Source organism: Fulvimonas sp. R45, from assembly GCF_030504985.1.
Taxonomy (GTDB): domain Bacteria; phylum Pseudomonadota; class Gammaproteobacteria; order Xanthomonadales; family Rhodanobacteraceae; genus Rhodanobacter_A.
Window position 1 is genome coordinate 231313 of record NZ_JASERU010000003.1, and the last position, 21607, is coordinate 252919.

The following is a 21607-nucleotide window of genomic DNA, read 5'->3' on the forward strand; positions in this document are numbered from 1 at the left end:
TGTGTTTTGCGGTCACCCAAGACCGCGAATAGCATGTGGCGGCGTCACGGCCACCTGTTTCAATGTCCACCCGCCGCGCGGTGTTCGCGGCGGAATTCGTCCAGCAAGGCACGGGATTCGTCATCCAGCGCGACTTGCGCCAACAGGTCCGGACGGCGCAGCCAGGTTCGACCCAGCGACTGCTTCAGGCGCCAGCGGCGGATCGCCGCGTGGTCGCCGGAGAGCAGCACCTCCGGCACGTCGCCCAGCGCGTCATGCACGGGCTTCGCATAGTGCGGACAGTCGAGCAGCCCGTTCGAGAACGAATCCTGCTCGGCCGACGCCGCATCGTTCAATGCGCCGTCCTGCAGGCGTCCCACGGCATCGATCACCACCGCGGCGCCCAGCTCGCCTCCGGACAGCACATAGTCGCCGATGGAAAGCTCCTCGTCGACCTCGTGCGCCAGCAGGCGCTCGTCCACACCTTCGTAACGCCCGCAGAGCAAGGCGATGCGCGGCCGTTTCGCCAGCGCCTCTACCCTGCCCTGCGTGAGCCGCGTTCCCTGCGGACTCAGGTAAACCACGTGCGCCGGTTCCGGCGCCGCCCCGCGCATGGCCTCCAAGGCCGCCCGCAAGGGCTCGATCAACATCACCATCCCGGGCCCGCCGCCGCAGGTGCGGCCGTCCACGGTGCGGTAGTTGTCGGTGGCGTAGTCGCGCGGGTTCCAGGTCTCCACCTGCAGCAGCTCGCGCTGCTGCGCGCGTCCCACCACGCCGACGGCGGCGCACTGGCGCACGAAGTCGGGAAACAGCGTGACGACATCAATGCGCATGGACCTCAAACTCCGGTTTTCAGAATTCGGGATCCCAGTCCACCACCATGCGCCCGCTGGAAAGATCCACCGAACGCACGTAAACGCCCTGGACGAAGGGGACCAGCCGCTCGCGCGCGCCGTCCCGCACCACCACCACGTCGTTGGCGCCGGTGGCGAACAGGTGGCTCACCCGTCCCAGCGCCACGCCCTCCGTGGTGACGACCTCCAGACCCTCGAGGTCGACCCAGTAGTACTCGTCCTTGCCGGCTGGCGGCAACTGCTCGCGGGCGACATGGATGTCCTGCCCCACCAGCGCCGCCGCCGCGTCGCGGTCGTCCACGCCGGGCAGGTGGCAGATCAGCCCCTTGCCCTGCGGGCGCCCCTTGACGCCGGCGATCTCCTTCTCCGCGCCCGGCGCTGCGGCGAGCAGCCAGGGCTGGTAGTCGAAGATGCGCGTGCGGGGCTCGGTCCAGGACTCGATCTTGAGCCAGCCCTGCACGCCGTACAGCCCGACGATGCGCCCGACCAGGACGCGTCGGCCGGCTGCGTCCATCGTTAAGCGGCGGCCTGCTGCTTGGCCGCTTCCTTGAGCAGGGCGGCGACCTTGTCGGTCAGCTGGGCGCCCTTGCCCACCCACTCCTTGACGCGCTCGACGTTCAGCTCGAGGCGCTTGTCCTTGCCGGACGCCACCGGGTTGTAATAGCCGACGTTCTCGATGTTGCGGCCGTCGCGCTTGCTGCGCTGATCGGTGACCACGACGTGGTAGAACGGACGGCCCTTGGCGCCACCGCGCGAAAGACGAATCTTGACCATGATGAAAGCTCCAGAAGTGCCGGAATCGCCGGCCGCACGCACGAGCCCGTGCGCGGTAAACGCGGCATTTTAGTGGGATGTGGTTGAAAAAGGAAGAGGTTATGCGGTTCGCGACCTGGCCTGGGTCGAAAAGCCAAGGCCTTGTCTGATGCCCATGGCCCGCGCTGACGGGCTACGGCCCGTCAGCGGGGCGGCGGCAGCCCGCCCATGCCGCCCATGCCCTTCATGGCGCCGCGCATCTGCCGCAGCAGGCCCTTGCTGCCTCCCTTGGAGAGCTTGGACATCATCTTCTCCATCTGCATGTACTGCTTCAGCAGGCGGTTGACGTCGGCCGGCTGGGTGCCCGAGCCCTTCGCCACGCGGGCGCGGCGCGAGCCGTTCAGCAGGTCGGGGTGGCGGCGTTCCTTCCTGGTCATCGACTGGATGATCGCGACCATGCGCTTGATCTCGCCGTCGTTGACCTTGGACTTCACGCTGTCGGGCAGGCCGGACACGCCCGGCAGCTTGTCCATCAGGCCGGCCAGGCCGCCCATGTTGGTCATCTGCTCCAGCTGGTCGCGCATGTCGTTGAGGTCGAAGCGCTTGCCCTTCATCACCTTCTGGGCCAGCTTCTGCGCCTTCTCCTGGTCGACCTTGCGCTCGACTTCCTCGACCAGCGACAGCACGTCGCCCATGCCGAGGATGCGCTGCGCCACGCGGTCCGGGTGGAACGGCTCCAGCGCGTCGGTCTTCTCGCCGGCGCCGAGGAACTTGATCGGCCGGCCGGTGACGTAGCGCACCGACAGCGCCGCGCCGCCGCGGGCGTCGCCGTCGGTCTTGGTCAGCACCACGCCGGTGAGCGGCAGCGCCTCGCTGAACGCCTTGGCGGTGGTGGCGGCGTCCTGGCCGGTCATCGAGTCGACCACGAACAGCGTCTCGACCGGCGTGATCGCGGCGTGCAGCGCCTTGATCTCGGCCATCATCGCCTCGTCCACGTGCAGGCGGCCGGCGGTGTCGACCAGCAGCACGTCGACCACCTCGCGCCTGGCAGCAGCGATGGCGTTCTTCGCGATGTCCACCGGGTCCTGTCCCGCCTCCGACGGGAAGAACTTCACGCCCACCTGCCCGGCCAGCGTGCGCAGTTGCTCGATGGCGGCCGGACGGTAGACGTCGCAGCTCACCACCATCACCTTTTTCTTCTTGCGCTCGGTGAGGAAGCGCGCCAGCTTGGCCACCGTGGTGGTCTTGCCCGCGCCCTGCAGGCCGGCCATCAGCACCACCGCCGGCGGCTGCTGGGCCAGGTTCAGCTCGGTGTTGACCGTGCCCATCAGCTTGGTCAGCTCGTCGCTGACCACCTTCACCAGCGCCTGGCCCGGCGAGAGGCTCTTCAGCACCTCCTGGCCTACCGCGCGCACCTTCACCCGCTCGATCAACGCCTGCACCACCGGCAGCGCCACGTCGGCCTCCAGCAGCGCGATGCGCACCTCGCGCAGCGACTCGCGGATGTTTTCCTCGGTCAACCGGCCGCGGCCGCGCAGGCGGTTGACGGTGGCGGACAGGCGTTGGCTGAGCGATTCGAACATGGCGGGAACGACGATGCGGAAAGCTTCCAGTATACGGGACACGGCGGCGGCCCGGTTACGCCGCCGCCGATCGCGGGCCGGCCCCGCCGGGGCGCCGGCCGGTTTCCCGCAACCGCTATCGCTGCCGGATCCAGGCGGCGATATCGTGGATGACGCGCGGATCGACGTGGCTCGGCTTCGAATAATCGCCACCGGTCTGGTCGGCCGGCATGAACAGGTGGCCCAGGCCCGGATAAAGGTGGAAGCTCGCATCGGGCTTGCCGGCCATGTCCCGCTTCCATGACGCGAAATCCAGCGTCGGCGAGACCTGGAAATCGGCATCGCCCTGCAGGAACAGCATCGGCATGGCCAGCGACCTGGCCACGTCCACCTGGTGGTAGTCGTTCAGGCTCAGCCAATAGCTCTGCGGCTGGTGCATGAACGTGCCGCGCGGCGGCTGGCCCGGCCTGGCATGCGCCAGGAGCTTCTGCTCGTCGCGGATGGCCTCGATCTCCCGTCGCGCCACCTTTTGCGGCTCCTGGTCGTGGAATTGCTGGGCCAGCACATCCAGCACCGTACGCGTCGGCGCGGCCATCAGGATCAGGCCCGCCAGCTGCGGGTCACGCTGGCCGATGCGCGGCGCCATCACCGCGCCCAGGCTGTGACCCAGCACGTAGACCCGGTGGGGATCGACCGCCGCCAGCCCGGCCAGCGCGCGCGCCGCGGTCACGGCGTCGTCGGTCACCTCGGAATCGACGGTGTAGCCGCTCTTCTCGCTCCAGTCGCTGTAATCGTAGGGGCGCTTGTCGTAGCGCAGCGAGGCGACGCCCGCCCTCGCCAGGCCTTCGGCGATGTCACGGAACGGCTTGTTCGGGCCCACCGTCTCGTCGAAATCGTGGGCTCCGGACCCCGCCACCATCACCACGGCCGGAAACGGCCCCTTGCCGGCCGGCAGCGTCAGCACGCCCTTCAGCGGTCCCGACGGCGAGGCCACCGCCATCGGCTGCACGCGCACGCCGTCAGCCTCGACATGCGCCGTCACCACCTGCGCCGGCTCGCTGTCCAGCGTCTGCTCGACCGCCGCTGCCGGCACGAACCGGTAGCTCACGATGGCGCCGCGCCCGTCGCAATGCGCCACCAGAGTCAGCGGGGCCTTCGCAAAGACGATCGGCACGGCGACCGCGGACGCATTCCCCGGCGCCTGCCGTGCCGCCTCATGCTTCTGGTAGGCGCCGGCCGCTCCCTGTATCTGCGCCCACACCTGCTTGAGCCGGGCGGCGTCGATCTTGTCGGCGAGCCGGGGGCCGAAATGCACGCCGGCCGCGGCGTAATCGCCGCGCGCCAGCGCCTCCAGCGAGGCCGTGGCGTTCGCCGCGCAGGCGCCGGCGGGCATGGCGGCCGCGTGCGACACGGGAGCGAGACCTGCCGCCAGCGCGGCGATGACGAGGACATGCGGCTTCATGAAACATCTCCTTGTGGAATGGTTGCCGTGACGCGGCAAAGGCGATCAGTCGCATCCGTGCGTGCGGTAGATCCAGAACGAATAGGCCACCGGCAGCAGCGCGGCGGCGATCAGCGCCGACAGTGCGATCCACCAGGGCGCGCCGGCGAGCGTGGCGACGACCGCCACCAGCCCGCCCAGCATGAACAGCCAGCCGCCCATGCGATGCGTGCGCTCCCACACTGCGTCGCTCGACAGCGTCCACGGCGTGCGGATGCCGACGAAGAAGTTCTTGCGCAGCTTGCCCATGTAGTTGCCGAGCACCATGAAAAGCGCCCCGATCGCCAGCATCGCGATCGCCGGCACGGGCAGTGGATAGCCCGCCCCGACCAGCAGCACGGACAGGCCGATCACCAGGAACATGCCCTGGATCACCAGCATCAGCAGGCCGTAGACCCGCGCGAACGGCGCGATCTCGAACCGACGCGGCGAAATCGCCGGCAGCAGCACCGTCAGCACCGCGATGCCGGCGATCAGCAGCGCGGGCATCGCCGCCACCCAGCCGCGCGGGCCGTAGCGGTCGATCCGCCCGTGCGGGTTCCAATGCACCGGCACCTGCGCCGGCAACCGGGGATACAGCCAGACCGCCACGCCGGCGGCGATGGCCAGGAAGACGGCCGAAACGATCAGCGTGCGTGCGGGTTTCATTTTTTGCCTCCGACGTTTCCCTTCGACGGGAACAGGTCCATCAGCATCCGCGCCAGGTCCTCGAACACGGTGCTGTTGAGCGAATAGACGATGAACTGGCCGCGCCGCTCGGTGCGCACCAGGTCGGCCTGCTTGAGCACCGCGAAGTGGTGCGATAGCGAGGCCGGGGTGATGTCGAACGCCGCGCCGATCTCGCCGGCGGTCAGCGCGCCGCCCTGCAGGCGCTTGAGGATCGCGCGCCGGGTGGGATCGGCCATGGCCTTGAACACTTCCTGCTGCTTCATGGGGTGCTATTGATGTCCCGACATGTCTAGATAATTAGATATTTTTCTAAATATTGCAATACCCCCGCCTCCCGGCGTCGGAAATCCGCGGCATCCGGCCGCCCCCATTCGCCCGCACGCACGCGCTGTGCCACACTTTCCGGCCATGTCGCTCGCGCTTCCCGCCATCCTTTCCATCGTGCTCTACCTGGCCAGCGCGGCGCTGCTCGCGGCGCCGCTGACGGGTTGCCCGCGCACACCGCAGCGCCTGGGCCTGGGGGCCGCCACGCTGGCCGTGCTGCTGCATGCCGCCGTGCTGCTGGGCGCACACGGCGGCCGGGTGGACCTGCACTTCTTCGCCGCGCTGTCGCTGGTGGCCGGCGTGGTCGCCGCGCTGACCCTGCTGGTGAACCTGACGCGGCCAGTGGCCGGGCTCGGCGTGATCGTGTTTCCGCTGGCCGCGCTGCTGCTGGCGCTGGACAGCTTCGTGGCGCCACCCACGCGGCCGCTGCCGCTGGACTGGCAGATCACCCTGCACGTGGCCATCGCCCTGCTCGCCTACAGCCTGCTGTCGATCGCGGCGGTGCTGGCGATCCTGCTGGCGGTGCAGGAACGCGCCCTGCGCGCGCACCGTCCCGGGCGGCTGGTGCGCGCGCTGCCGCCGCTGACGCAGACCGAGGCGCTGCTGTTCCGCCTGATCGGCGCCGGTTTCGTGGGGCTCACGCTGACCCTGCTCACCGGCGCGCTGTTCGTGCAGAACATCCGCGGCCAGCACCTGGCGCACACCATCGTGCTGAGCGTGGTGGCATGGGTGATCTTCGGCGCCCTGCTGTGGGGCCGCTGGCGCCACGGCTGGCGCGGCACCCGCGCGGTGAACCTGACCCTGGCCGGCATGGCGGTGCTGGCGCTGGCGTTCTTCGGCTCGAAGTTCGTGCTGGAGATGGTCCTCAAGCGCACGCCCTGAGAGCCTGTCCACGATCTCCAGACACCTCGCGTTGGCCTCGCATGCCGGCGCGCGGCGCGGGACGGGCTGGCTAGCCTGCCGCCTCCAGCGCCTGCGCCAGCCGCTCCACGCCGACCACTTCCAGTTCGCCCACCCGTCCCTTCTTCGGCATGTTGGCCCTGGGCACGATGGCGCGCCGGAAGCCGTGCTGGGCGGCTTCCTTCAGCCGCTCCTCGCCGTTGGGCACCGGGCGGATCTCGCCGGACAGCCCCACCTCGCCGAAGGCGATGGTCTTCTCCGGCAGCGGCCGGTCGCGCAGCGAGGAACGGATCGCCAGCAGCACCGGCAGGTCCGCCGCGGTCTCCTGCACGCGGATGCCGCCGACCACGTTGACGAACACGTCCTGGTCGTAGGCGGCGACGCCGCCGTGCCGGTGCAGCACCGCCAGCAGCATCGCGAGGCGGTTCTGCTCCAGCCCCAGCGCCACGCGGCGCGGATTGCCCAGCGAGCTCTGGTCCACCAGCGCCTGCACCTCGACCAGCAGCGGCCGCGTGCCCTCGCGCGTGACCATCACCGCGCTGCCCGCGGTGGGCTCGCTGTGCGCGGAGAGGAAGATCGCCGACGGGTTCGGCACCTCGCGCAGGCCCTTGTCGCCCATCGCGAACACGCCCAGCTCGTTGACCGCGCCGAAGCGGTTCTTAAACGCGCGCAGCACGCGGAAGCGCGATCCGGACTCGCCCTCGAAGTACAGCACCGCATCCACCATGTGCTCCAGCACGCGCGGGCCGGCGATGCCGCCTTCCTTGGTGACGTGGCCGACCAGCAGCACGCTGGTGCCGGTCTCCTTGGCGAAGCGGGTGAGCCGCGCCGCCGATTCGCGCACCTGCGACACCGAGCCCGGCGCCGCGGTGAGCAGCTCGGTCCAGATGGTCTGGATGGAATCGACGATCAGCACGCGCGGCTTCGTCGCCGCGGCCTGCTCCAGGATGCGTTCGACGCAGGTCTCGGCCAGCGCCTTGAGCGGCTCCAGCGGCAGGTCCAGCCGCTGCGCACGTGCCGCCACCTGGGCCAGCGACTCCTCGCCGGTGACGTACACGCCTGGCAGGTGCGCGCCGATGCGGCCGAGCATCTGCAGCAGCAGGGTGGACTTGCCGATGCCGGGATCGCCGCCGATCAGCACCACCGAGCCGTCCACCAGGCCACCGCCGAGCACGCGGTCCAGCTCGCCGATGCCGGTGAGCGTGCGCGATTCGGTTTCCGCCGCCACCGCGGTCAGCGCCGTCACCTTCGCCGTATCCGCCCGCCCCGCATAGCCACTGTTGCGCGCACCACCCGCCGCCTTTGCCGGCTGCACCACGAACTCGCTGAGCGTGTTCCACGCCCCGCACTCGGCGCACGAGCCCTGCCACTTGGGATGTTCGGCGCCGCAGTCCGTGCAGACGTAGGCGGTCTTGGCCTTGGCCATGGGGGATCCGCTCCTTGTGAATAGTGCGGCCAAGGATGGCCGCTTTTTGATCTTCGCGCTCATGGATGAGCGCAAAAACAATGATCAGCTTTCGTCCTCGACGAACAGCACGCGGCGGGTCATGCCGCAGGTGAGGTCGTAGCCGATGGTACCGGCGTGGGCGGCGACGGATTCCACCGGCAGGTCGTCGCCCCACAGGACGACGCGGTCGCCCACGCGCGCGGCGGGCGCCTCGCGCAGGTCGAGCGTGACCAGGTCCATCGAGACCCGGCCGACCAGCGGCACGCACCGGTCGCCTACCCGCACCGGCGTGCCGCTGGCGGCGCTGCGCGGGTAGCCGTCGCCGTAGCCGACGGCGGCTACGCCCACCGGCATGTCCTCGGGGCAGGTCCAGGTGCCGTTGTAGCCGATGCGTTCGCCCTGGCGGATGTGGTTGACCGCGATCAGCCGCGTGGACAGCGTCATCGCGGGCCGGAAGCCGAAGTCGGCGCCGCTTTTCCCGTCCACCACGGACAAGCCGTACAGCAGGCCGCCGGTGCGCACCCAGTCGCCGCGCGCGTCCGGCCAGCCCAGTACGGCGGCGGAATTGGACAGCGAGCGCGGGCCGGCGAAGCCGCGCGTGGCCGCCGCGAAACGCGCGATCTGCGCCGGCGTGCCTGCGCCGTCGAACACCTCGGATTCGGCGAAGTGGGTGAGCAGGCCGATCTCCGGATCGATGCCCGGCAGCGCTGCCAGCCGCGCATGCACCTCGGCCACCCGCTCCGGCGCGAAGCCGAGCCGGTGCATGCCGCTGTCGACCTTCAGCCACGTGCGCAGGCGCCCGCGCGACGGCGCGGCCTCCGCCAGCCAGGCGAGCTGCGCCTCGTGGTGGATCGCCGCATCGAGGCCCAGCCGCTGCATCTCGGGGATGTCGCCGGGCTGGTCGGGACCGGACAGCACCACGATGCGCTGCCGGTGCCCGGCCGCGCGCAGGCGCAGGCCGTCGCCCAGCGCGGCCACGGCGAAGCATTCGGCGTCGGCGTCCAGCGCGCGCGCCACCCGCTCCAGCCCGTGGCCGTAGGCGTCGGCCTTGACCACGGCCATCACCTTCGCGGGCGCGGCCATCGTCTTGAGTCGCGCGAGGTTGTGGCGCAGCGCGCCGAGGTGGATGGTGGCGACGGTGGTGCGGCTCATGGGGTGGAGCGGGGAACGGGGAACGGGGAGCCGGGAACATGAAGCGCGCGGCAACCGGGCTGGCCGTGGCCTGGGCAGGCATCGACCGCCATGCCGGGCGACGGGTCGCGGGTCGGCACAACGCAGATGTTCCCTGCTCTCACTCGAACGCCCCCACGAACGAGTCCGGCGCGTAGTTCTCGAACTTGGTGTAGTGACCGAGGAAGGTGAGCTTGACGGTGTCGGTGGGGCCGTTGCGCTGCTTGCCGATGATGATCTCGGCCAGGCCCTTGTCGGCCGATTCCTTGTTGTAGTACTCGTCGCGGTAGATGAACATGATCACGTCGGCGTCCTGCTCGATCGCGCCCGATTCGCGCAGGTCGGACATCATCGGGCGCTTGTCGGCGCGCTGTTCCAGCGAGCGGTTCAACTGCGAGAGGGCGATCACGGGCACGTTCAGTTCCTTGGCGAGCCCCTTCAGTGAACGCGAGATTTCTGAAATCTCGGTGGCGCGGTTCTCCTTGTTCCCGGGCACCTGCATCAGCTGCAGGTAGTCGATCACGATCAGGCCCAGCCCGCCGTGCTCGCGGTGCAGGCGGCGCGCGCGCGAGCGCAGCTCCACCGGCGACAGGCCGGGCGTGTCGTCGATGTAGATCTTCGCCTCGGACAGCAGTGCGATGGCGTTGGTGACGCGCGGCCAGTCTTCCTCGGCCAGGTCGCCGTTGCGCAGGTGCTGCTGGTGGATGCGGCCCACCGAGGAGATCAGGCGGAAGGCCAGCTGCGACGCCGACATTTCCATCGAGAAGATCATCACCGGCTTCTTCGCCCGCAGCGCCACCGCCTCGGCGATGTTCACCGAAAATGCGGTCTTGCCCATCGACGGGCGCGCCGCCACGATGATCAGGTCGGACGGCTGCAGGCCCGAGGTGAGCTCGTCCAGGTCGGTGAACCCGGTGGAGACGCCGGTGAGCTGGCCGCGGTTCTGGTAGCGCTCGTGCAGCAGGCGGAAGGCGTCCTTCACCGCCTCGCGCATGGAGACCGAATCCTTCTTGCCGCGCGCGCCCGACTCGGCGATGTGGAACACGCGCTGCTCGGCGCTTTCCAGCACCTCCTGCACGCTCTTGCCCTCGGGGCGGTAGCCGTCCTCGGTGATCGAGGTGCCGGCGTCGATCAGCTGGCGCAGCACCGACTTCTCGCGCACGATCTCGGCGTAGGCGGCGATGTTCGCCGCGCTGGGCGTGGCGTTGGCCAGTTCCACCAGGTAGCTGGCGCCGCCCACCATGTCGGCCAGGCCGTTGGCCTCGAACCAGTCGCCCAGGGTCACCGCGTCGCACGGCATGCCCTTGTTCGCCAGTTCGTTGATGGCGCGCCAGATCAGGCGATGGTCCTTGCGGTAGAAATCGCCCTCGGCGAGCCGGTCGGCCACCTTGTCCAGCGCGTCGGGCGCCAGCATCAGGCCGCCCAGCACCGCCTGTTCGGCGTCGATCGAGTGCGGCGGCACGCGCAGCGTCTCGATGGACGGGGCCCGGTCGGAATGGCGCTCGGGGGCGAAGGACATGGCGTTACCTCGCAAAGGAACCATCGCCCGCCGACTTCCGCGGCCGGCGTGCGCTGACAGTGAGCATACGCGGGCGCGTCGCAGGGGACGAGATGGAAAGCTGTGGACAAGCTGTGGGTTGCCCGTGGAAATCGCACCTTTCGGCGGGCGTCCCGCCGCACGGGCAAAAAAAGACGGGCGCCCGAGGGCGCCCGTCCGGCATGCCTTGCGCGGGCGGCTTACTTCTCGCCGACCACGATCACCTTGACCTGGGTCTCGATGTCGGCGTGCAGGCTGATCGTCACGTCGAACTCGCCGGTGTTGCGGATCGGGCCTTCGCCCTGGATCACCTCGCCCTTGTGCACGTCGTGGCCGAGCGCCTGCAGCGCCTCGGCGATGTCGCGCGGGCCGACCGAGCCGTACAGCTTGCCCTCGGGGCTGGCGTGCGCCTCGATGGTGATGCTGACGTCGGCCAGCTTGGCCTTGCGCGCCTCGGCGTCGGCCAGCTGCTTGTTGGCCTTGGCCTCGTACTCGGCGCGGCGCTGCTCGAACGCGGCCAGGTTCTCGGCATTCACGCGCACGGCCTTGCCCTGCGGCAGCAGGTAGTTGCGGCCGTAGCCCGGCTTCACCTTGACCTTGTCGCCGAGGTTGCCGAGACCGCGCACCTTTTCAAGAAGAATGAGTTCCATGAGGGTTCCTTTTCGTTAGCACCGGTCAGGCCGGCGCAGCCGCGGACGGTTGTCCGAATTCCGGTCTTCTCCCTTCTCCCCGCGGGGAGAGGGGAACACGCATCAGACGTCGTGGTTGTCGGTGTACGGCAGCAGCGACAGGAAGCGCGCGCGCTTGATCGCCGTGGCCAGCTGGCGCTGGTAGCGCGCCTTGGTGCCGGTGATGCGGCTGGGCACGATCTTGCCGTTCTCGGTGATGTACTGGCGCAGGGTGTTGAGATCCTTGTAGTCGATCTCCTTCACCTTCTCCGCGGTGAAGCGGCAGAACTTGCGGCGGCGGAAAAACTTGGACATGTCGTGTCTCCTGATCAGGCGTCGCTGTCGTTGTCGCTGTCACGATCGCCGCGGCGGTCGTCGCCGTCGTCGTCGCGGCGGCGCGAGGACTTGGCGTCGTCCTTCTCCTTCGACTTCAGGATGAAGGAGGGCTCGGTGTCGGCCGCGTCACGCTTGATGATCAGGTGGCGCAGCACCGCATCGTTGAAGCGGAAGCCCGACTCCAGCTCGTTCAGCGCGTTCTGGCCGACTTCGATGTTGAGCAGCACGTAGTGCGCCTTGGCCAGGTTGACGATCGGGTAGGCCAGCTGGCGGCGACCCCAGTCTTCCAGGCGGTGGATCTTGCCGCCGTCGGTCTCGATCAGCGCCTTGTAGCGCTCGATCATCGCCGGGACCTGCTCGCTCTGGTCGGGATGGACCAGGAACACGACTTCGTAATGACGCAGGGTCATCGAGTGGTAACTCCTTGTGGATGCGGCCTTTTCGGGGCCTGGCAGCCTCCCGCCCTATGCGGTGAGGCAAGGTTCCGCCCGGGCCTGTTCGGCGCGGGCAGAAGCGGAATTGTACGGGGAGTGCGGGATACCGCGCAAGCGACTGAATTTTTAAGAAAGCGCCGCCCCATCAACCGTCCTCGCCGGGCATGGCCGCGCAGCGGCGAAGTCGACGCCGGGCCACCGGCAGGCGTTCCGACTCCGGTTCTGCGGTCCTGCGCTCGACGCGAACGGTCAAGCCGGGCAACTACCCCTGCTCAGCCGACCGTGAAGCTCTCGCCGCAGCCGCACTCGCCGGTGGCGTTGGGGTTGTGGAACACGAAGCCGGCGTTGAGGCCCTGGCGGCGGAAGTCGATCACGGTGCCGTCCACCAGCGGCAGGCTCTTGCTGTCCACCACCACCGGCACACCGTCCACTTCCACCAACCGGTCGTCGGCGCCCACGCTGTCGGCCAGGTCCACCACGTAGCCGAACCCGGAACAGCCGGTGCGCTTCACGCCGAAGCGGATGCCCGCGGCGGCGGGATCGCGTTCGAGGAACTGGCGCATGCGCTGGCTGGCGGCGGGGGTGATCGTGATGGTCATGTCGGCTCGGCTCGCCGGGCGGGAACGAAGGAAAATCGCGGGGAAGAACAGTCGCGGGCCCGGCACGGCCTACATTATCATGCCGGTTTGCCCTCATTCGCCACATGCGGCGTCCAACCAGGAGTTTCAATCCATGACGGCGGCCAGCCCCACGGCAACCAGTGTGAAGCGCGCGCTTTCCGGCCAGCTCGAGGCCGGCAGCCCGGTGACCGTGCGCGGCTGGGTGCGCACCCGGCGCGATTCCAAGGCGGGGCTGTCCTTCGTCAACGTCACCGACGGCTCCTGCTTCGACCCGATCCAGGCGGTGGTGCCGGCCACGCTGGCCAACTACGAGAGCGAGGTGAAGCACCTCACCGCCGGCGCCGGCGTGGTCGTCACCGGCACCCTCGTCCCCTCGCAGGGCAAGGGCCAGGCGTTCGAGATCCAGGCCACCGCGGTGACCGTCACCGGCTTCGTGGATGACCCGGAGACCTACCCGATCCAGCCCAAGCAGCACTCGATGGAGTTCCTGCGCGAGGTGGCCCACCTGCGTCCGCGCACCAACCTGTTCGGCGCGGTGACCCGCGTGCGTCACACCATGATGACGGCGATCCACCGCCACCTCACCGAACAGGGCTTCTTCTGGATCAACACGCCGATCATCACCACCTCGGACGCCGAGGGCGCCGGCGACATGTTCCGGCTGTCCACGCTGGACCTGGCCAATCTGCCGCGCACGCCCGAGGGCAGGATCGACTTCCGCAAGGATTTCTTCGGCCGCGAGGCCTTCCTCACCGTGTCCGGCCAGCTCAACGTCGAGGCCTACTGCCTCGCGATGAGCAAGGTCTACACCTTCGGCCCCACCTTCCGCGCCGAGAACTCCAACACGCCGCGCCACCTCGCCGAGTTCTGGATGGTGGAACCGGAGATCGCGTTCGCCGACCTCGCTGCCGACGCCGACTGCGCCGAGGCCTTCCTCAAGGCGATCTTCAAGGCCGTGCTGGAGGAGCGCCCGGACGACATGGCGTTCTTCGCCGAGCGCGTGCAGCCCGACGCGGTCAGCCGGCTGGAAACCTTCATCAGCCAGCCGTTCGAGCGCATCGACTACACCGAGGCGGTGGAGATCCTGAAGAAGTCCGGCGAGAAGTTCGAGTACCCGGTCACCTGGGGCGTCGACCTGCAGACCGAGCACGAGCGCTACCTCGCCGAGAAACATATCGGCCGTCCGGTTGTCGTAATGAACTATCCGGAAGCGATCAAGGCCTTCTACATGCGCCTCAACGACGACGGCAGGACGGTGGCGGCGATGGACGTGCTGGCGCCCGGCATTGGCGAGATCATCGGCGGCAGCCAGCGCGAGGAACGCCTCGACCATTTGGACGCCCGGATGGCCAAATTCGGGCTCGATCCGGTCACCTATGGCTGGTATCGTGACCTGCGCCGCTACGGCACCGTGCCGCACGCCGGCTTCGGCCTGGGCTTCGAGCGCCTGCTGGTGTACGTGTGCGGCCTGTCCAACATCCGCGACGCCATCCCCTACCCCCGCGCGGCGGGGACGGCCGAATTCTGACCGATCGACTGATGCCCCAACGACCGCTTGCCACCGCCCTCCTGATCGCCGCCATCGCCCTGCTGGGCGCCTGCCATAGCGCCAAGGTGCTGCTGCCGCCCAACCTGCGGCCGGTGCAGGACACCCGGCTCACGCTGGAACAGGCGCGCCAGGCACTGCAGGACGCCACGCCCTGCTGCGGCAGCTTCGCCGACTTCTCCTACCAGAACCTGCTGCCCTGGCGGCCGAAGAAGTTCCACCTGGGCAACGGCAGCATGGTGGCCGACCTCAACGGCGTGCGCAGCTACTTCCTCGCCTTCAGCCTGCCCACCGACGTGAAGCTGCCGTACCGGATCGGCGTGAAGTCCGACCTCAACGGGCGCTGGCTGAAGGAGAGCTACCTGTTCGCGCCCACCGCGGTGCTGCTCGACGACGCCTTCCAGCCGCTGGACAGCCACGATGTCACGCTGTGCGAGTACATGGGCTGGAGCAGCGACACCAGCGGCGCCTTCGGCAGCGTCACGGTGTCCGACCCCAAGGCGCGCTACCTGGTGGTCTACAGTTCCGCGCAGCAGCAGGCCGGCGCCACCTACTGGGAACAGTCGCCCGCCTCCTTCAGCGTGGACACGCCCACCAACATGGTCTCCAACGGCAGCTTCAAGGTGCCGCATGGCCCCGACGGCACGTTGTGGGTGGGCCTGATGACCAAGAGCTATGCCGAGGCGGTGGACCATGGCATCTGCGGCAAGCCCGCCGAGGGCCAGGGCCTGCTGCACACCCTGCGCACGGCGCTGCCGGTGCACTGGAGCCGGAGCGGAAGTTGAACCCTTTCCTCGTCTATGCCGTCCTGCTGCTGGCGGGTCTGGTCTGCCTGGTGCTGCACTATGTCGCGCCATTCCAGGCGGCGCGCCGCATCCGCCTGCAGCATCCGCAGCACTGGCAGATCATCGACAGCCACGGCAGCGCGCAGGGGTTCCGCCTGTGGGTGCGCATGCAGCACGTGCTGCGTTCGCCGGCGATCCCCGCCCTGGCCGACCCGGTCGTCACCCGCTGGTGGCGCGTGTGGCGCTACAGCCAATGGCTGGCCTGGGCCTGCTGGCTGCTGGCGCTGGGCCTGCAATGGATAGGACGCGGCTGACGCGCCGGGAGAGAAGGCAACCATGCAACTGGACCTGGGTGGACGCCATGCGCTGGTCTGCGGCGCCTCGCAAGGCATCGGCCGCGCCAGCGCGGTGGAGCTGGCCGAGCTGGGCGCCAGCGTCACCCTGCTGGCCCGCTCGGCCGGCCCGCTGCGCGAGCTGGCCGCGACGCTGCCGCGCCCCCGCGCCGGCCAGCGCCATGACTGGCGCAGCGTGGACATGGCCGACACCGGTGCCCTGCGCGCCGCCGCCGGGGCGATCGCCGCCGACGCACCGGTGCAGATCCTGGTCAACAACACCGGCGGCCCGCCGGGCGGCCCCGCCCACGCCGCCGCCGCCGAGGCCTTCGAGGCGGCCTTCCGCCAGCACCTGCTGGCCGGCCAGGCGCTGGTGCAGGCGCTGCTGCCGGGCATGCGCGCGGCGGGTTACGGGCGCATCGTCAACGTGATCTCCACCTCGGTGAAGGAACCGATCGCGGGGCTGGGCGTCTCCAACACCGTGCGCGCCGCGGTGGCGGCCTGGGCCAAGACCCTGTCCGGCGAGCTGGCCGCCGACGGCGTCACCGTCAACAACGTGCTGCCCGGCTACACCCGCACCGCGCGGCTGGACGACATCCTCGCGGCCCGGGTCGAGGCCAGCGGCCGCGACGAAGACGCCGTCACACGCGACATGCTGGCCACGGTGCCCGCGCGCCGCTTCGGCGAACCGCACGAGGTGGCCGCGGTGGTCGCCTTCCTGTGCACGCCCGCGGCGGCCTACGTCAACGGCACCAGCATCGCGGTGGACGGCGGACGCACGCGGGCGCTGAGCTGAAGGGCTTTACCCCCTCCCGCCTCCCCCTGCGCGCAGGGGGAGGCGCGAAAGCGCGGCACGGCATCTCTCCCTTCCCCTGCGCGGGGGAGGAGGGGCAAAAGCACGATGCGGCATTTCTCCCTCCCCTGCGTGCAGGGGAGGGTTGGGGAGGAGTCACCCAACCTCGCCGCAACGCCCCGCATACGCCCGCGTCCGGTGCAATCGATGCGCGCAAGTCCTAAGCTTGCAGGGATGCCCAAGCGTCTCGACAACCTGATCGACGGCCGCCCGCAAGCGCCGGCCGACGCCCGTTATCTCGACGTGTTCGAGCCCGCCACCGGCGCGGTGTTCGCGCACTGCCCCGACAGCGCCGCCGCCGATGTCGAGGCCGCCGTGCAGGCCGCCCGACGCGCCGCTCCCGGCTGGGCGGCCACGCCCGTCGAACAGCGCGCCCGCCTGCTGGACCGCCTGGCCGACCTGGTCGAGGCCCGGCTGGACGAGTTCGCCGCGCTGGAGTCGCGTGACAGCGGCAAGCCGGTGAAGCTGGCGCGCAGCGTGGACATCCCGCGCGCGGTGAGCAACCTGCGCCACTTCGCCGCCGCCATCGCCACCTGGGGCAGCGAATCGCATGCAATGGAAACCGGCACGCCCGGCGCGGGCGCGGTCAACCTCACCCTGCGCCGACCGCTGGGCGTGGTCGGCTGCATCAGCCCGTGGAACCTGCCGCTGTACCTGTTCACCTGGAAGATCGCGCCCGCGCTGGCCGCAGGCAACGCGGTGGTGGCCAAGCCATCCGAGATCACGCCCTGCACCGCCGCCCGGCTGGGCGAGCTGAGCATCGAGGCCGGCTTCCCGCCCGGCGTGTTGAATATCGTGCAGGGGCGCGGCCCCACGGTGGGCCAGGCGATCGTCGAGCATCCGGCAGTCAAGGCGGTCTCGTTCACCGGCAGCACCGCCACCGGCGCGCGCATCGCCGCCGTGGCCGCACCGCAGTTCAAGAAGGTGTCGCTGGAACTGGGCGGCAAGAACCCCGCCATCGTGTTCGCCGACGCCGACCTGTCCGATGCCAACCTCGACACCATCGTGCGTTCCGGCTTCGCCAACCAGGGCGAGATCTGCCTGTGCGGCTCGCGCCTGCTGGTGCAACGCTCGATCTACGAGGCATTCCGCGAGCGCTACCTCGCCCGCGTGCGCGCATTGCGCGTCGGCGACCCGGACGACGAAGCCAGCGACCTCGGCGCATTGGTCTCGAAGCCGCACTTCGACAAGGTGATGGCCTGCATCGCCCGGGCGCGCGACGAGGGTGGCCGCGTGCTGGTCGGCGGCGAAGCCGTCGCGGTGCCCCGGCGCTGCGCGCGGGGCTGGTTCGTGGCGCCCACGGTGATCGAGGGCCTGCCGAACGAAGCCGCCACCAACCAGCAGGAAATCTTCGGCCCGGTGGTGACGCTGATCCCGTTCGAGGACGAGGCGGACGCGCTCGCGCTCGCCAACGGCACCGGCTACGGCCTGGCCGCCTCGCTGTGGACGCGCGACCTGTCGCGCGCGCACCGGCTCGCCGCGCAGCTGGATTTCGGCATTGTGTGGATCAACTGCTGGATGCTGCGCGACCTGCGCACGCCGTTCGGCGGCGTGAAGCACTCGGGCCTGGGCCGCGAAGGCGGCACCGAGGCGCTGCGCTTCTTCACCGAACCCAAGAACGTCTGCATACGCTACTGAAGGAAGTCCGATGAACTCGATCAAAGACCTGCTGGCCAACAACCGGCGCTGGGCCGCCGACGTCACCGCCAGGGAGCCGGACTTCTTCGAGAAGCTCGCCCAGCAGCAGGCGCCGAAGTACCTGTGGATCGGCTGTTCCGACTCGCGCGTGCCGGCTACCCAGATCGTCGACCTGCCGCCGGGCGAGATCTTCGTCCACCGCAACGTAGCCAACGTGGTGGTGCACACCGACCTCAACGCTCTCAGCACCATCCAGTTCGCGGTGGACGTGCTCAAGGTGAAGCACATCCTGGTGGTCGGCCATTACGGCTGCGGCGGCGTGGGCGCGGTGCTGAAGCAATCGCGGCTGGGGTTGATCGACAACTGGCTGCGCCACATCGGCGACGTGGCGATGAAGCATCCCGACAAGCTCGACCCCGCCACCGAATTCGCCGTGCGCCACGCGCGCCTGTGCGAACTCAACGCGATCGAGCAGGCGGTGAACGTGTGCCACAGCACGGTGGTGCGCGAGGCCTGGGAGCGTGGCCAACCACTGGCCGTGCATGCCTGGATCTACGGCCTGGACAACGGCCACATCACCGACCTGGGCCTCGACGTGCGCGGCCACGAGCAGTTGCCCGTCGCCTACGAAGGCGTGCTGGCCAGCCTCGCGCAGCGCTGGAACGCGCAATGAGCGGCATCGTGCGCACCGACACGGCGCCGGCGCCGGTGGGCGCGTATCCGCACGCGCGCCGCGTCGGCCACCTGCTGTTCCTGTCCGGCGTGGGCCCGCGGCAGCCGGGCACGAACGCGATTCCCGGCAACGTGCACGACGCCGACGGCAAGCTGGTCGGCCATGACATCGAGGCACAGTGCCGGCAGGTGTTCGCCAACGTGCGCGCGGTGCTGGAAGCCAGCGGCGCGCGCTGGGAGGACCTGGTGGATGTCACCGTGTATCTCACCGACATGACGCGCGACTTTCCCGCCTACAACCGCCTCTATGCGGAGTACTTCGCCGGCGTGGACGCCTGCCGCACCACGGTCGGCATCACCGCGCTGCCCACGCCGATCGCGATCGAGCTGAAGTGCGTGGCGGCAATGGGCCTGGCCACATAAAAAACCCCGGCGCGTGGCGCCGGGGTTCCCTGCCGCGACCGCGGGCGCGGTCGCTACATGCTCACTTGCCGGTGGCGGGCGCCGAAGCGTCGGCGGCCTTCTTCGCGGCCTTGTGATGATGCTTGTGGTGTTTCTTGGCGTGGTGCTTGGTAGTCGTGCTGGCGGTCTTGGTGGCCGGCATCGTCTGCGCGGCGGGCTGCGCTGCCGCCTGCGGCGCGGCCTGGGCCAGCACCGAACCGGAAAGGGCCGCGCCCGCCACGAGCAGGGAAGCGATCGCAAGTTTACGGATCATGATCATGAGCCTCGGAAGATGGTTGTCGCGGGCCCGGCCGGAACCCGGCTGCCTCGGGAGGCGCGACGCGCCAACAATGCATCCGCCTCGGCATACGGCAACTGAATGGAACGCGGGCCGGCCGCCATCGCTGGCGGCGATCCGGAATCAGTTCAGGCAGGCCTGCAGCAGGCGCCCGATCAACGCCTGCACCGGCGCCGCCAGGGCCCCGTCCCAGGCGAAGCTGTCCTCGTCCATGTAGCGGTGCTGCGCCAGTTCCAGCTGCACCGCCTGCACGCCCTCCGCCGGCCGGCCGTAGTGACGGGTGATGTAGCCACCCTTGAAGCGCCCGTTGACCACGAAGTCGTAGCCGTCCTGCGCTTCCATCACGTTGGTGAGCCGCCCTTGCAGGTCGGAACCGCAGCTGCCGCCGTCGGCGGTGCCCAGGTTGAAGTCCGGCAGCCGCCCCTCGAACAGCATCGGTACATGGCTGCGGATGGAGTGGCCTTCCCACAGCACCACGCGGCCATGCGCCGCGCGCAGGCGCTCCAGCTCGTCCGCCAGCGCGCGGTGGTAGGGCCGCCACCAGTCCGCCACCCGGCGGGCGACCTCGTCCGCGTCCGGCTCCTGGCCGTCGATGTACAGCGGCTCGCCGTCGAAGCCGATGGTGGAAACCAGTCCGGTCTCGCGTCGCCCCGGGTAGAGCGCCTGGCCGTCGGCCGGACGGTTCAGGTCGACCACGTAGCGCGAGGCGACCGGCCGCAGCACGCTGGCGCCCAGTTCGCGCGCCAGCGGGGCGTACAGCCTGCCCACGTGCCAGTCGGTGTCCGGCGAGCGGCGCGCCGCGGGACGCAGGCGCGCGGCGATGGCGTCGGGGATGTGGCTGCCGTCGTGCGGCAGGCTGATCAGCAGCGGCGCCTTGCCGCGCTCGAGGGTGAAGGTATCCATGACCGCGCAGTGTCGCGCCAAGCCGCTCAGCGCAGCAACACCACTTCCTCCGCCGCGGTGGGATGGATCGCCACCGACGCCTTCAGGTCGCGCCTTCGCAGGCCCATGCGCAGCGCCACCGCGAAGCCCTGCAGCAGTTCGTCGGTGCCCGGCCCCAGGGCGTGGATGCCCAGCACGCGCTCGTCCTCGCCCATGCAGACCAGCTTCACCACGCTCTGCTCGCGGTGGCCGGCCACCATCAGCTGCAACGGCGTGTAGCGGCCGGTGTGCACGCGGACCGCGTCGCCATGGCAGGCCCGTGCTTCGCGCTCGGTGAGCCCGGCCCGCCCCAGCGGCGGCTCGGCGAACGCCACCGAGGGAATCGCTTCGTAGTCGAAGTGCGCGTCCGGCTCGCCGCCGAACAGGCGCTGAGCCAGCGCGTGTCCAGCCGCCACCGCCACCGGGGTCAGCGCGTGGCGGCCGGTGACGTCGCCGATCGCGGCGATGCCCGGCACATTGGTGTCCTGCCAGGTGTCGACCCGCACGTGGCCATAGCCGTCCAGCGCCACGCCCAGCGCGTCGAGGCCGAGCCAGTCGGTATTTGGCACCCGGCCCACCGCCCAAAGCACCGCGTCGTAATCGCCGTGGGTGCCGCCCTGCGCGTCGCGCAGCCGGACCGCCCCGGGCGAGCCCTCGGCCGCGGCCACTGCCGTGCCGCGCAGGATGCGGATGCCGCGCGCCTGCATCTGCGCCGCCAGTGTCTCGACCAGCTCCTCGTCGAAGCTGGTCAGCAACCGCTCGCGCGCCAGCAGGTCCACCTCGCAGCCCAGGGCGTGCAGCACGCAGGCGAACTCGACTGCCACGTAGCCGCCGCCCACCACCGCGACGCGGCGCGGCGCCCGCTCCAGTTCGAACACGTCATCGGAGACCATGCCCAGGTCGAAGCCGGGAATGTCCAGCCGGCGTGGTCGCGCGCCGGTGGCGATCACCACGCGCGGCGCGGCATGGCGGTGGCCGGCGTCGTCGGCCACGGTGTCGGCGGCGAGGAAATGCGCGGCGGCCGGGATCACCTCAATGCCGGCCGCGTCCAGCCGCTGCGCGTAGCGCTGGCGGATGCCGGCGATGTAGTCGTCGCGCTGGCGGCGAAAGCGTGCCCAGTCCAGCGGCGCCGGCGTCACCGCGAAGCCGGTGTCGGCCATCAGTCGTTGCGCCTGCGCCCATTGCGCGGCGAACCACATCGCCTTCTTCGGCACGCAGCCGCGGTTGACGCAGGTGCCGCCCAGCTCGCCGGGATCGAACAGCGCCACCTTCGCGCCCAGCTTCGCGGCGCGCTGCGCTACCGTGAGGCCAGCCGAGCCGGCGCCCAGTACGATCAGGTCATGCCGTCGGACCATCGTCGTTCTCCG

General features: G+C 69.8%; 25 protein-coding genes. 8 read left to right on the top strand and 17 right to left on the bottom strand.

The window, feature by feature from the left end; genetic code table 11:
• Window positions 1-59: 59 nt before the first annotated feature.
• From trmD to QMK61_RS04150, 7 genes are all read right to left on the bottom strand, one after another.
• Window positions 60-812, bottom strand: a complete 753-nt coding sequence (gene trmD, locus QMK61_RS04120; RefSeq protein WP_302070612.1) for a tRNA (guanosine(37)-N1)-methyltransferase TrmD — start codon at window positions 810-812, stop codon at window positions 60-62.
• 19 nt (window positions 813-831) lie between these two features.
• The gene (gene rimM, locus QMK61_RS04125) at window positions 832-1347 is read right to left on the bottom strand and encodes a ribosome maturation factor RimM (protein WP_302070613.1); all 516 of its coding nucleotides are present in this window, start codon (window positions 1345-1347) and stop codon (window positions 832-834) included.
• Between the two features lie 2 nt (window positions 1348-1349).
• The gene (gene rpsP, locus QMK61_RS04130) at window positions 1350-1607 is read right to left on the bottom strand and encodes a 30S ribosomal protein S16 (protein WP_302070615.1); all 258 of its coding nucleotides are present in this window, start codon (window positions 1605-1607) and stop codon (window positions 1350-1352) included.
• Between the two features lie 182 nt (window positions 1608-1789).
• On the bottom strand, window positions 1790-3169 hold the full coding sequence (ffh, locus tag QMK61_RS04135) for a signal recognition particle protein (protein ID WP_302070754.1): 1380 nt from the start codon (window positions 3167-3169) through the stop codon (window positions 1790-1792).
• Between the two features lie 115 nt (window positions 3170-3284).
• Window positions 3285-4610 (bottom strand): alpha/beta fold hydrolase, encoded by a 1326-nt coding sequence (locus QMK61_RS04140; RefSeq protein WP_302070617.1) that lies wholly within the window; start codon window positions 4608-4610, stop codon window positions 3285-3287.
• Window positions 4611-4655: 45 nt separating this feature from the next.
• The gene (locus tag QMK61_RS04145) at window positions 4656-5297 is read right to left on the bottom strand and encodes an SdpI family protein (RefSeq protein WP_302070619.1); all 642 of its coding nucleotides are present in this window, start codon (window positions 5295-5297) and stop codon (window positions 4656-4658) included.
• Window positions 5294-5581 carry an autorepressor SdpR family transcription factor gene (locus tag QMK61_RS04150; RefSeq protein WP_302070621.1) on the bottom strand — a complete coding sequence of 96 codons (288 nt, stop codon included), beginning with the start codon at window positions 5579-5581 and terminating at the stop codon, window positions 5294-5296. Before QMK61_RS04150 ends, QMK61_RS04145 begins: the two co-directional genes overlap by 4 nt.
• Before the next feature lie 145 nt (window positions 5582-5726).
• On the opposite strand from QMK61_RS04150, the gene ccsA reads away from it, so the two are divergent.
• Window positions 5727-6524 (top strand): cytochrome c biogenesis protein CcsA, encoded by a 798-nt coding sequence (gene ccsA, locus QMK61_RS04155; protein WP_302070623.1) that lies wholly within the window; start codon window positions 5727-5729, stop codon window positions 6522-6524.
• Window positions 6525-6594: 70 nt separating this feature from the next.
• Here the strand turns inward: ccsA and radA are convergent, their stop codons facing one another.
• From radA to QMK61_RS04190, 7 genes are all read right to left on the bottom strand, one after another.
• The gene (gene radA, locus QMK61_RS04160; protein ID WP_302070625.1) at window positions 6595-7968 is read right to left on the bottom strand and encodes a DNA repair protein RadA; all 1374 of its coding nucleotides are present in this window, start codon (window positions 7966-7968) and stop codon (window positions 6595-6597) included.
• A gap of 84 nt (window positions 7969-8052) precedes the next feature.
• Window positions 8053-9141, bottom strand: coding sequence for an alanine racemase (gene alr / locus QMK61_RS04165; RefSeq protein ID WP_302070627.1), 1089 nt, complete (start codon window positions 9139-9141; stop codon window positions 8053-8055).
• 139 nt (window positions 9142-9280) lie between these two features.
• Window positions 9281-10678, bottom strand: coding sequence for a replicative DNA helicase (locus QMK61_RS04170; protein ID WP_302070629.1), 1398 nt, complete (start codon window positions 10676-10678; stop codon window positions 9281-9283).
• A 218-nt stretch (window positions 10679-10896) separates the two neighbouring features.
• On the bottom strand, window positions 10897-11346 hold the full coding sequence (gene rplI / locus QMK61_RS04175; protein WP_302070631.1) for a 50S ribosomal protein L9: 450 nt from the start codon (window positions 11344-11346) through the stop codon (window positions 10897-10899).
• A gap of 102 nt (window positions 11347-11448) precedes the next feature.
• Window positions 11449-11679 (bottom strand): 30S ribosomal protein S18, encoded by a 231-nt coding sequence (gene rpsR, locus QMK61_RS04180; protein WP_008213232.1) that lies wholly within the window; start codon window positions 11677-11679, stop codon window positions 11449-11451.
• Between the two features lie 14 nt (window positions 11680-11693).
• Window positions 11694-12110 carry a 30S ribosomal protein S6 gene (rpsF, locus tag QMK61_RS04185; RefSeq protein ID WP_302070639.1) on the bottom strand — a complete coding sequence of 139 codons (417 nt, stop codon included), beginning with the start codon at window positions 12108-12110 and terminating at the stop codon, window positions 11694-11696.
• Between the two features lie 296 nt (window positions 12111-12406).
• On the bottom strand, window positions 12407-12733 hold the full coding sequence (locus tag QMK61_RS04190) for an iron-sulfur cluster assembly accessory protein (RefSeq protein WP_302070641.1): 327 nt from the start codon (window positions 12731-12733) through the stop codon (window positions 12407-12409).
• Window positions 12734-12866: 133 nt separating this feature from the next.
• Between QMK61_RS04190 and asnS the strand changes: the two genes are divergently transcribed.
• The 7 genes from asnS (at window position 12867) to QMK61_RS04225 (ending at window position 19003) form a co-directional block, all read left to right on the top strand.
• Window positions 12867-14282 (top strand): asparagine--tRNA ligase, encoded by a 1416-nt coding sequence (gene asnS, locus QMK61_RS04195; protein ID WP_302070642.1) that lies wholly within the window; start codon window positions 12867-12869, stop codon window positions 14280-14282.
• Between the two features lie 11 nt (window positions 14283-14293).
• Window positions 14294-15085, top strand: coding sequence for a MalM family protein (locus tag QMK61_RS04200; RefSeq protein WP_302070643.1), 792 nt, complete (start codon window positions 14294-14296; stop codon window positions 15083-15085).
• A complete protein-coding gene (locus QMK61_RS04205) occupies window positions 15082-15399 on the top strand; it encodes a hypothetical protein (protein ID WP_302070645.1) in 318 nt (105 codons plus the stop codon). Before QMK61_RS04200 ends, QMK61_RS04205 begins: the two co-directional genes overlap by 4 nt.
• A gap of 22 nt (window positions 15400-15421) precedes the next feature.
• Complete coding sequence (locus QMK61_RS04210; RefSeq protein WP_302070647.1) at window positions 15422-16213, top strand: SDR family oxidoreductase; 792 nt, start codon at window positions 15422-15424, stop codon at window positions 16211-16213.
• A gap of 231 nt (window positions 16214-16444) precedes the next feature.
• Window positions 16445-17908 (top strand): aldehyde dehydrogenase, encoded by a 1464-nt coding sequence (locus tag QMK61_RS04215; RefSeq protein WP_302070649.1) that lies wholly within the window; start codon window positions 16445-16447, stop codon window positions 17906-17908.
• Between the two features lie 10 nt (window positions 17909-17918).
• Window positions 17919-18581, top strand: a complete 663-nt coding sequence (can, locus tag QMK61_RS04220) for a carbonate dehydratase (protein WP_302070651.1) — start codon at window positions 17919-17921, stop codon at window positions 18579-18581.
• Window positions 18578-19003 (top strand): Rid family hydrolase, encoded by a 426-nt coding sequence (locus tag QMK61_RS04225; RefSeq protein WP_302070653.1) that lies wholly within the window; start codon window positions 18578-18580, stop codon window positions 19001-19003. Before can ends, QMK61_RS04225 begins: the two co-directional genes overlap by 4 nt.
• 61 nt (window positions 19004-19064) lie before the next feature.
• On the opposite strand, the gene QMK61_RS04230 is transcribed toward QMK61_RS04225, so the two are convergent.
• The 3 genes from QMK61_RS04230 to gorA form a co-directional block, all read right to left on the bottom strand.
• Window positions 19065-19301, bottom strand: a complete 237-nt coding sequence (locus tag QMK61_RS04230) for a hypothetical protein (protein WP_302070655.1) — start codon at window positions 19299-19301, stop codon at window positions 19065-19067.
• Window positions 19302-19442: 141 nt separating this feature from the next.
• The gene (gene hutG, locus QMK61_RS04235; RefSeq protein ID WP_302070658.1) at window positions 19443-20222 is read right to left on the bottom strand and encodes an N-formylglutamate deformylase; all 780 of its coding nucleotides are present in this window, start codon (window positions 20220-20222) and stop codon (window positions 19443-19445) included.
• Between the two features lie 26 nt (window positions 20223-20248).
• Window positions 20249-21595 carry a glutathione-disulfide reductase gene (gene gorA, locus QMK61_RS04240; RefSeq protein WP_302070660.1) on the bottom strand — a complete coding sequence of 449 codons (1347 nt, stop codon included), beginning with the start codon at window positions 21593-21595 and terminating at the stop codon, window positions 20249-20251.
• Window positions 21596-21607 lie beyond the last annotated feature (12 nt).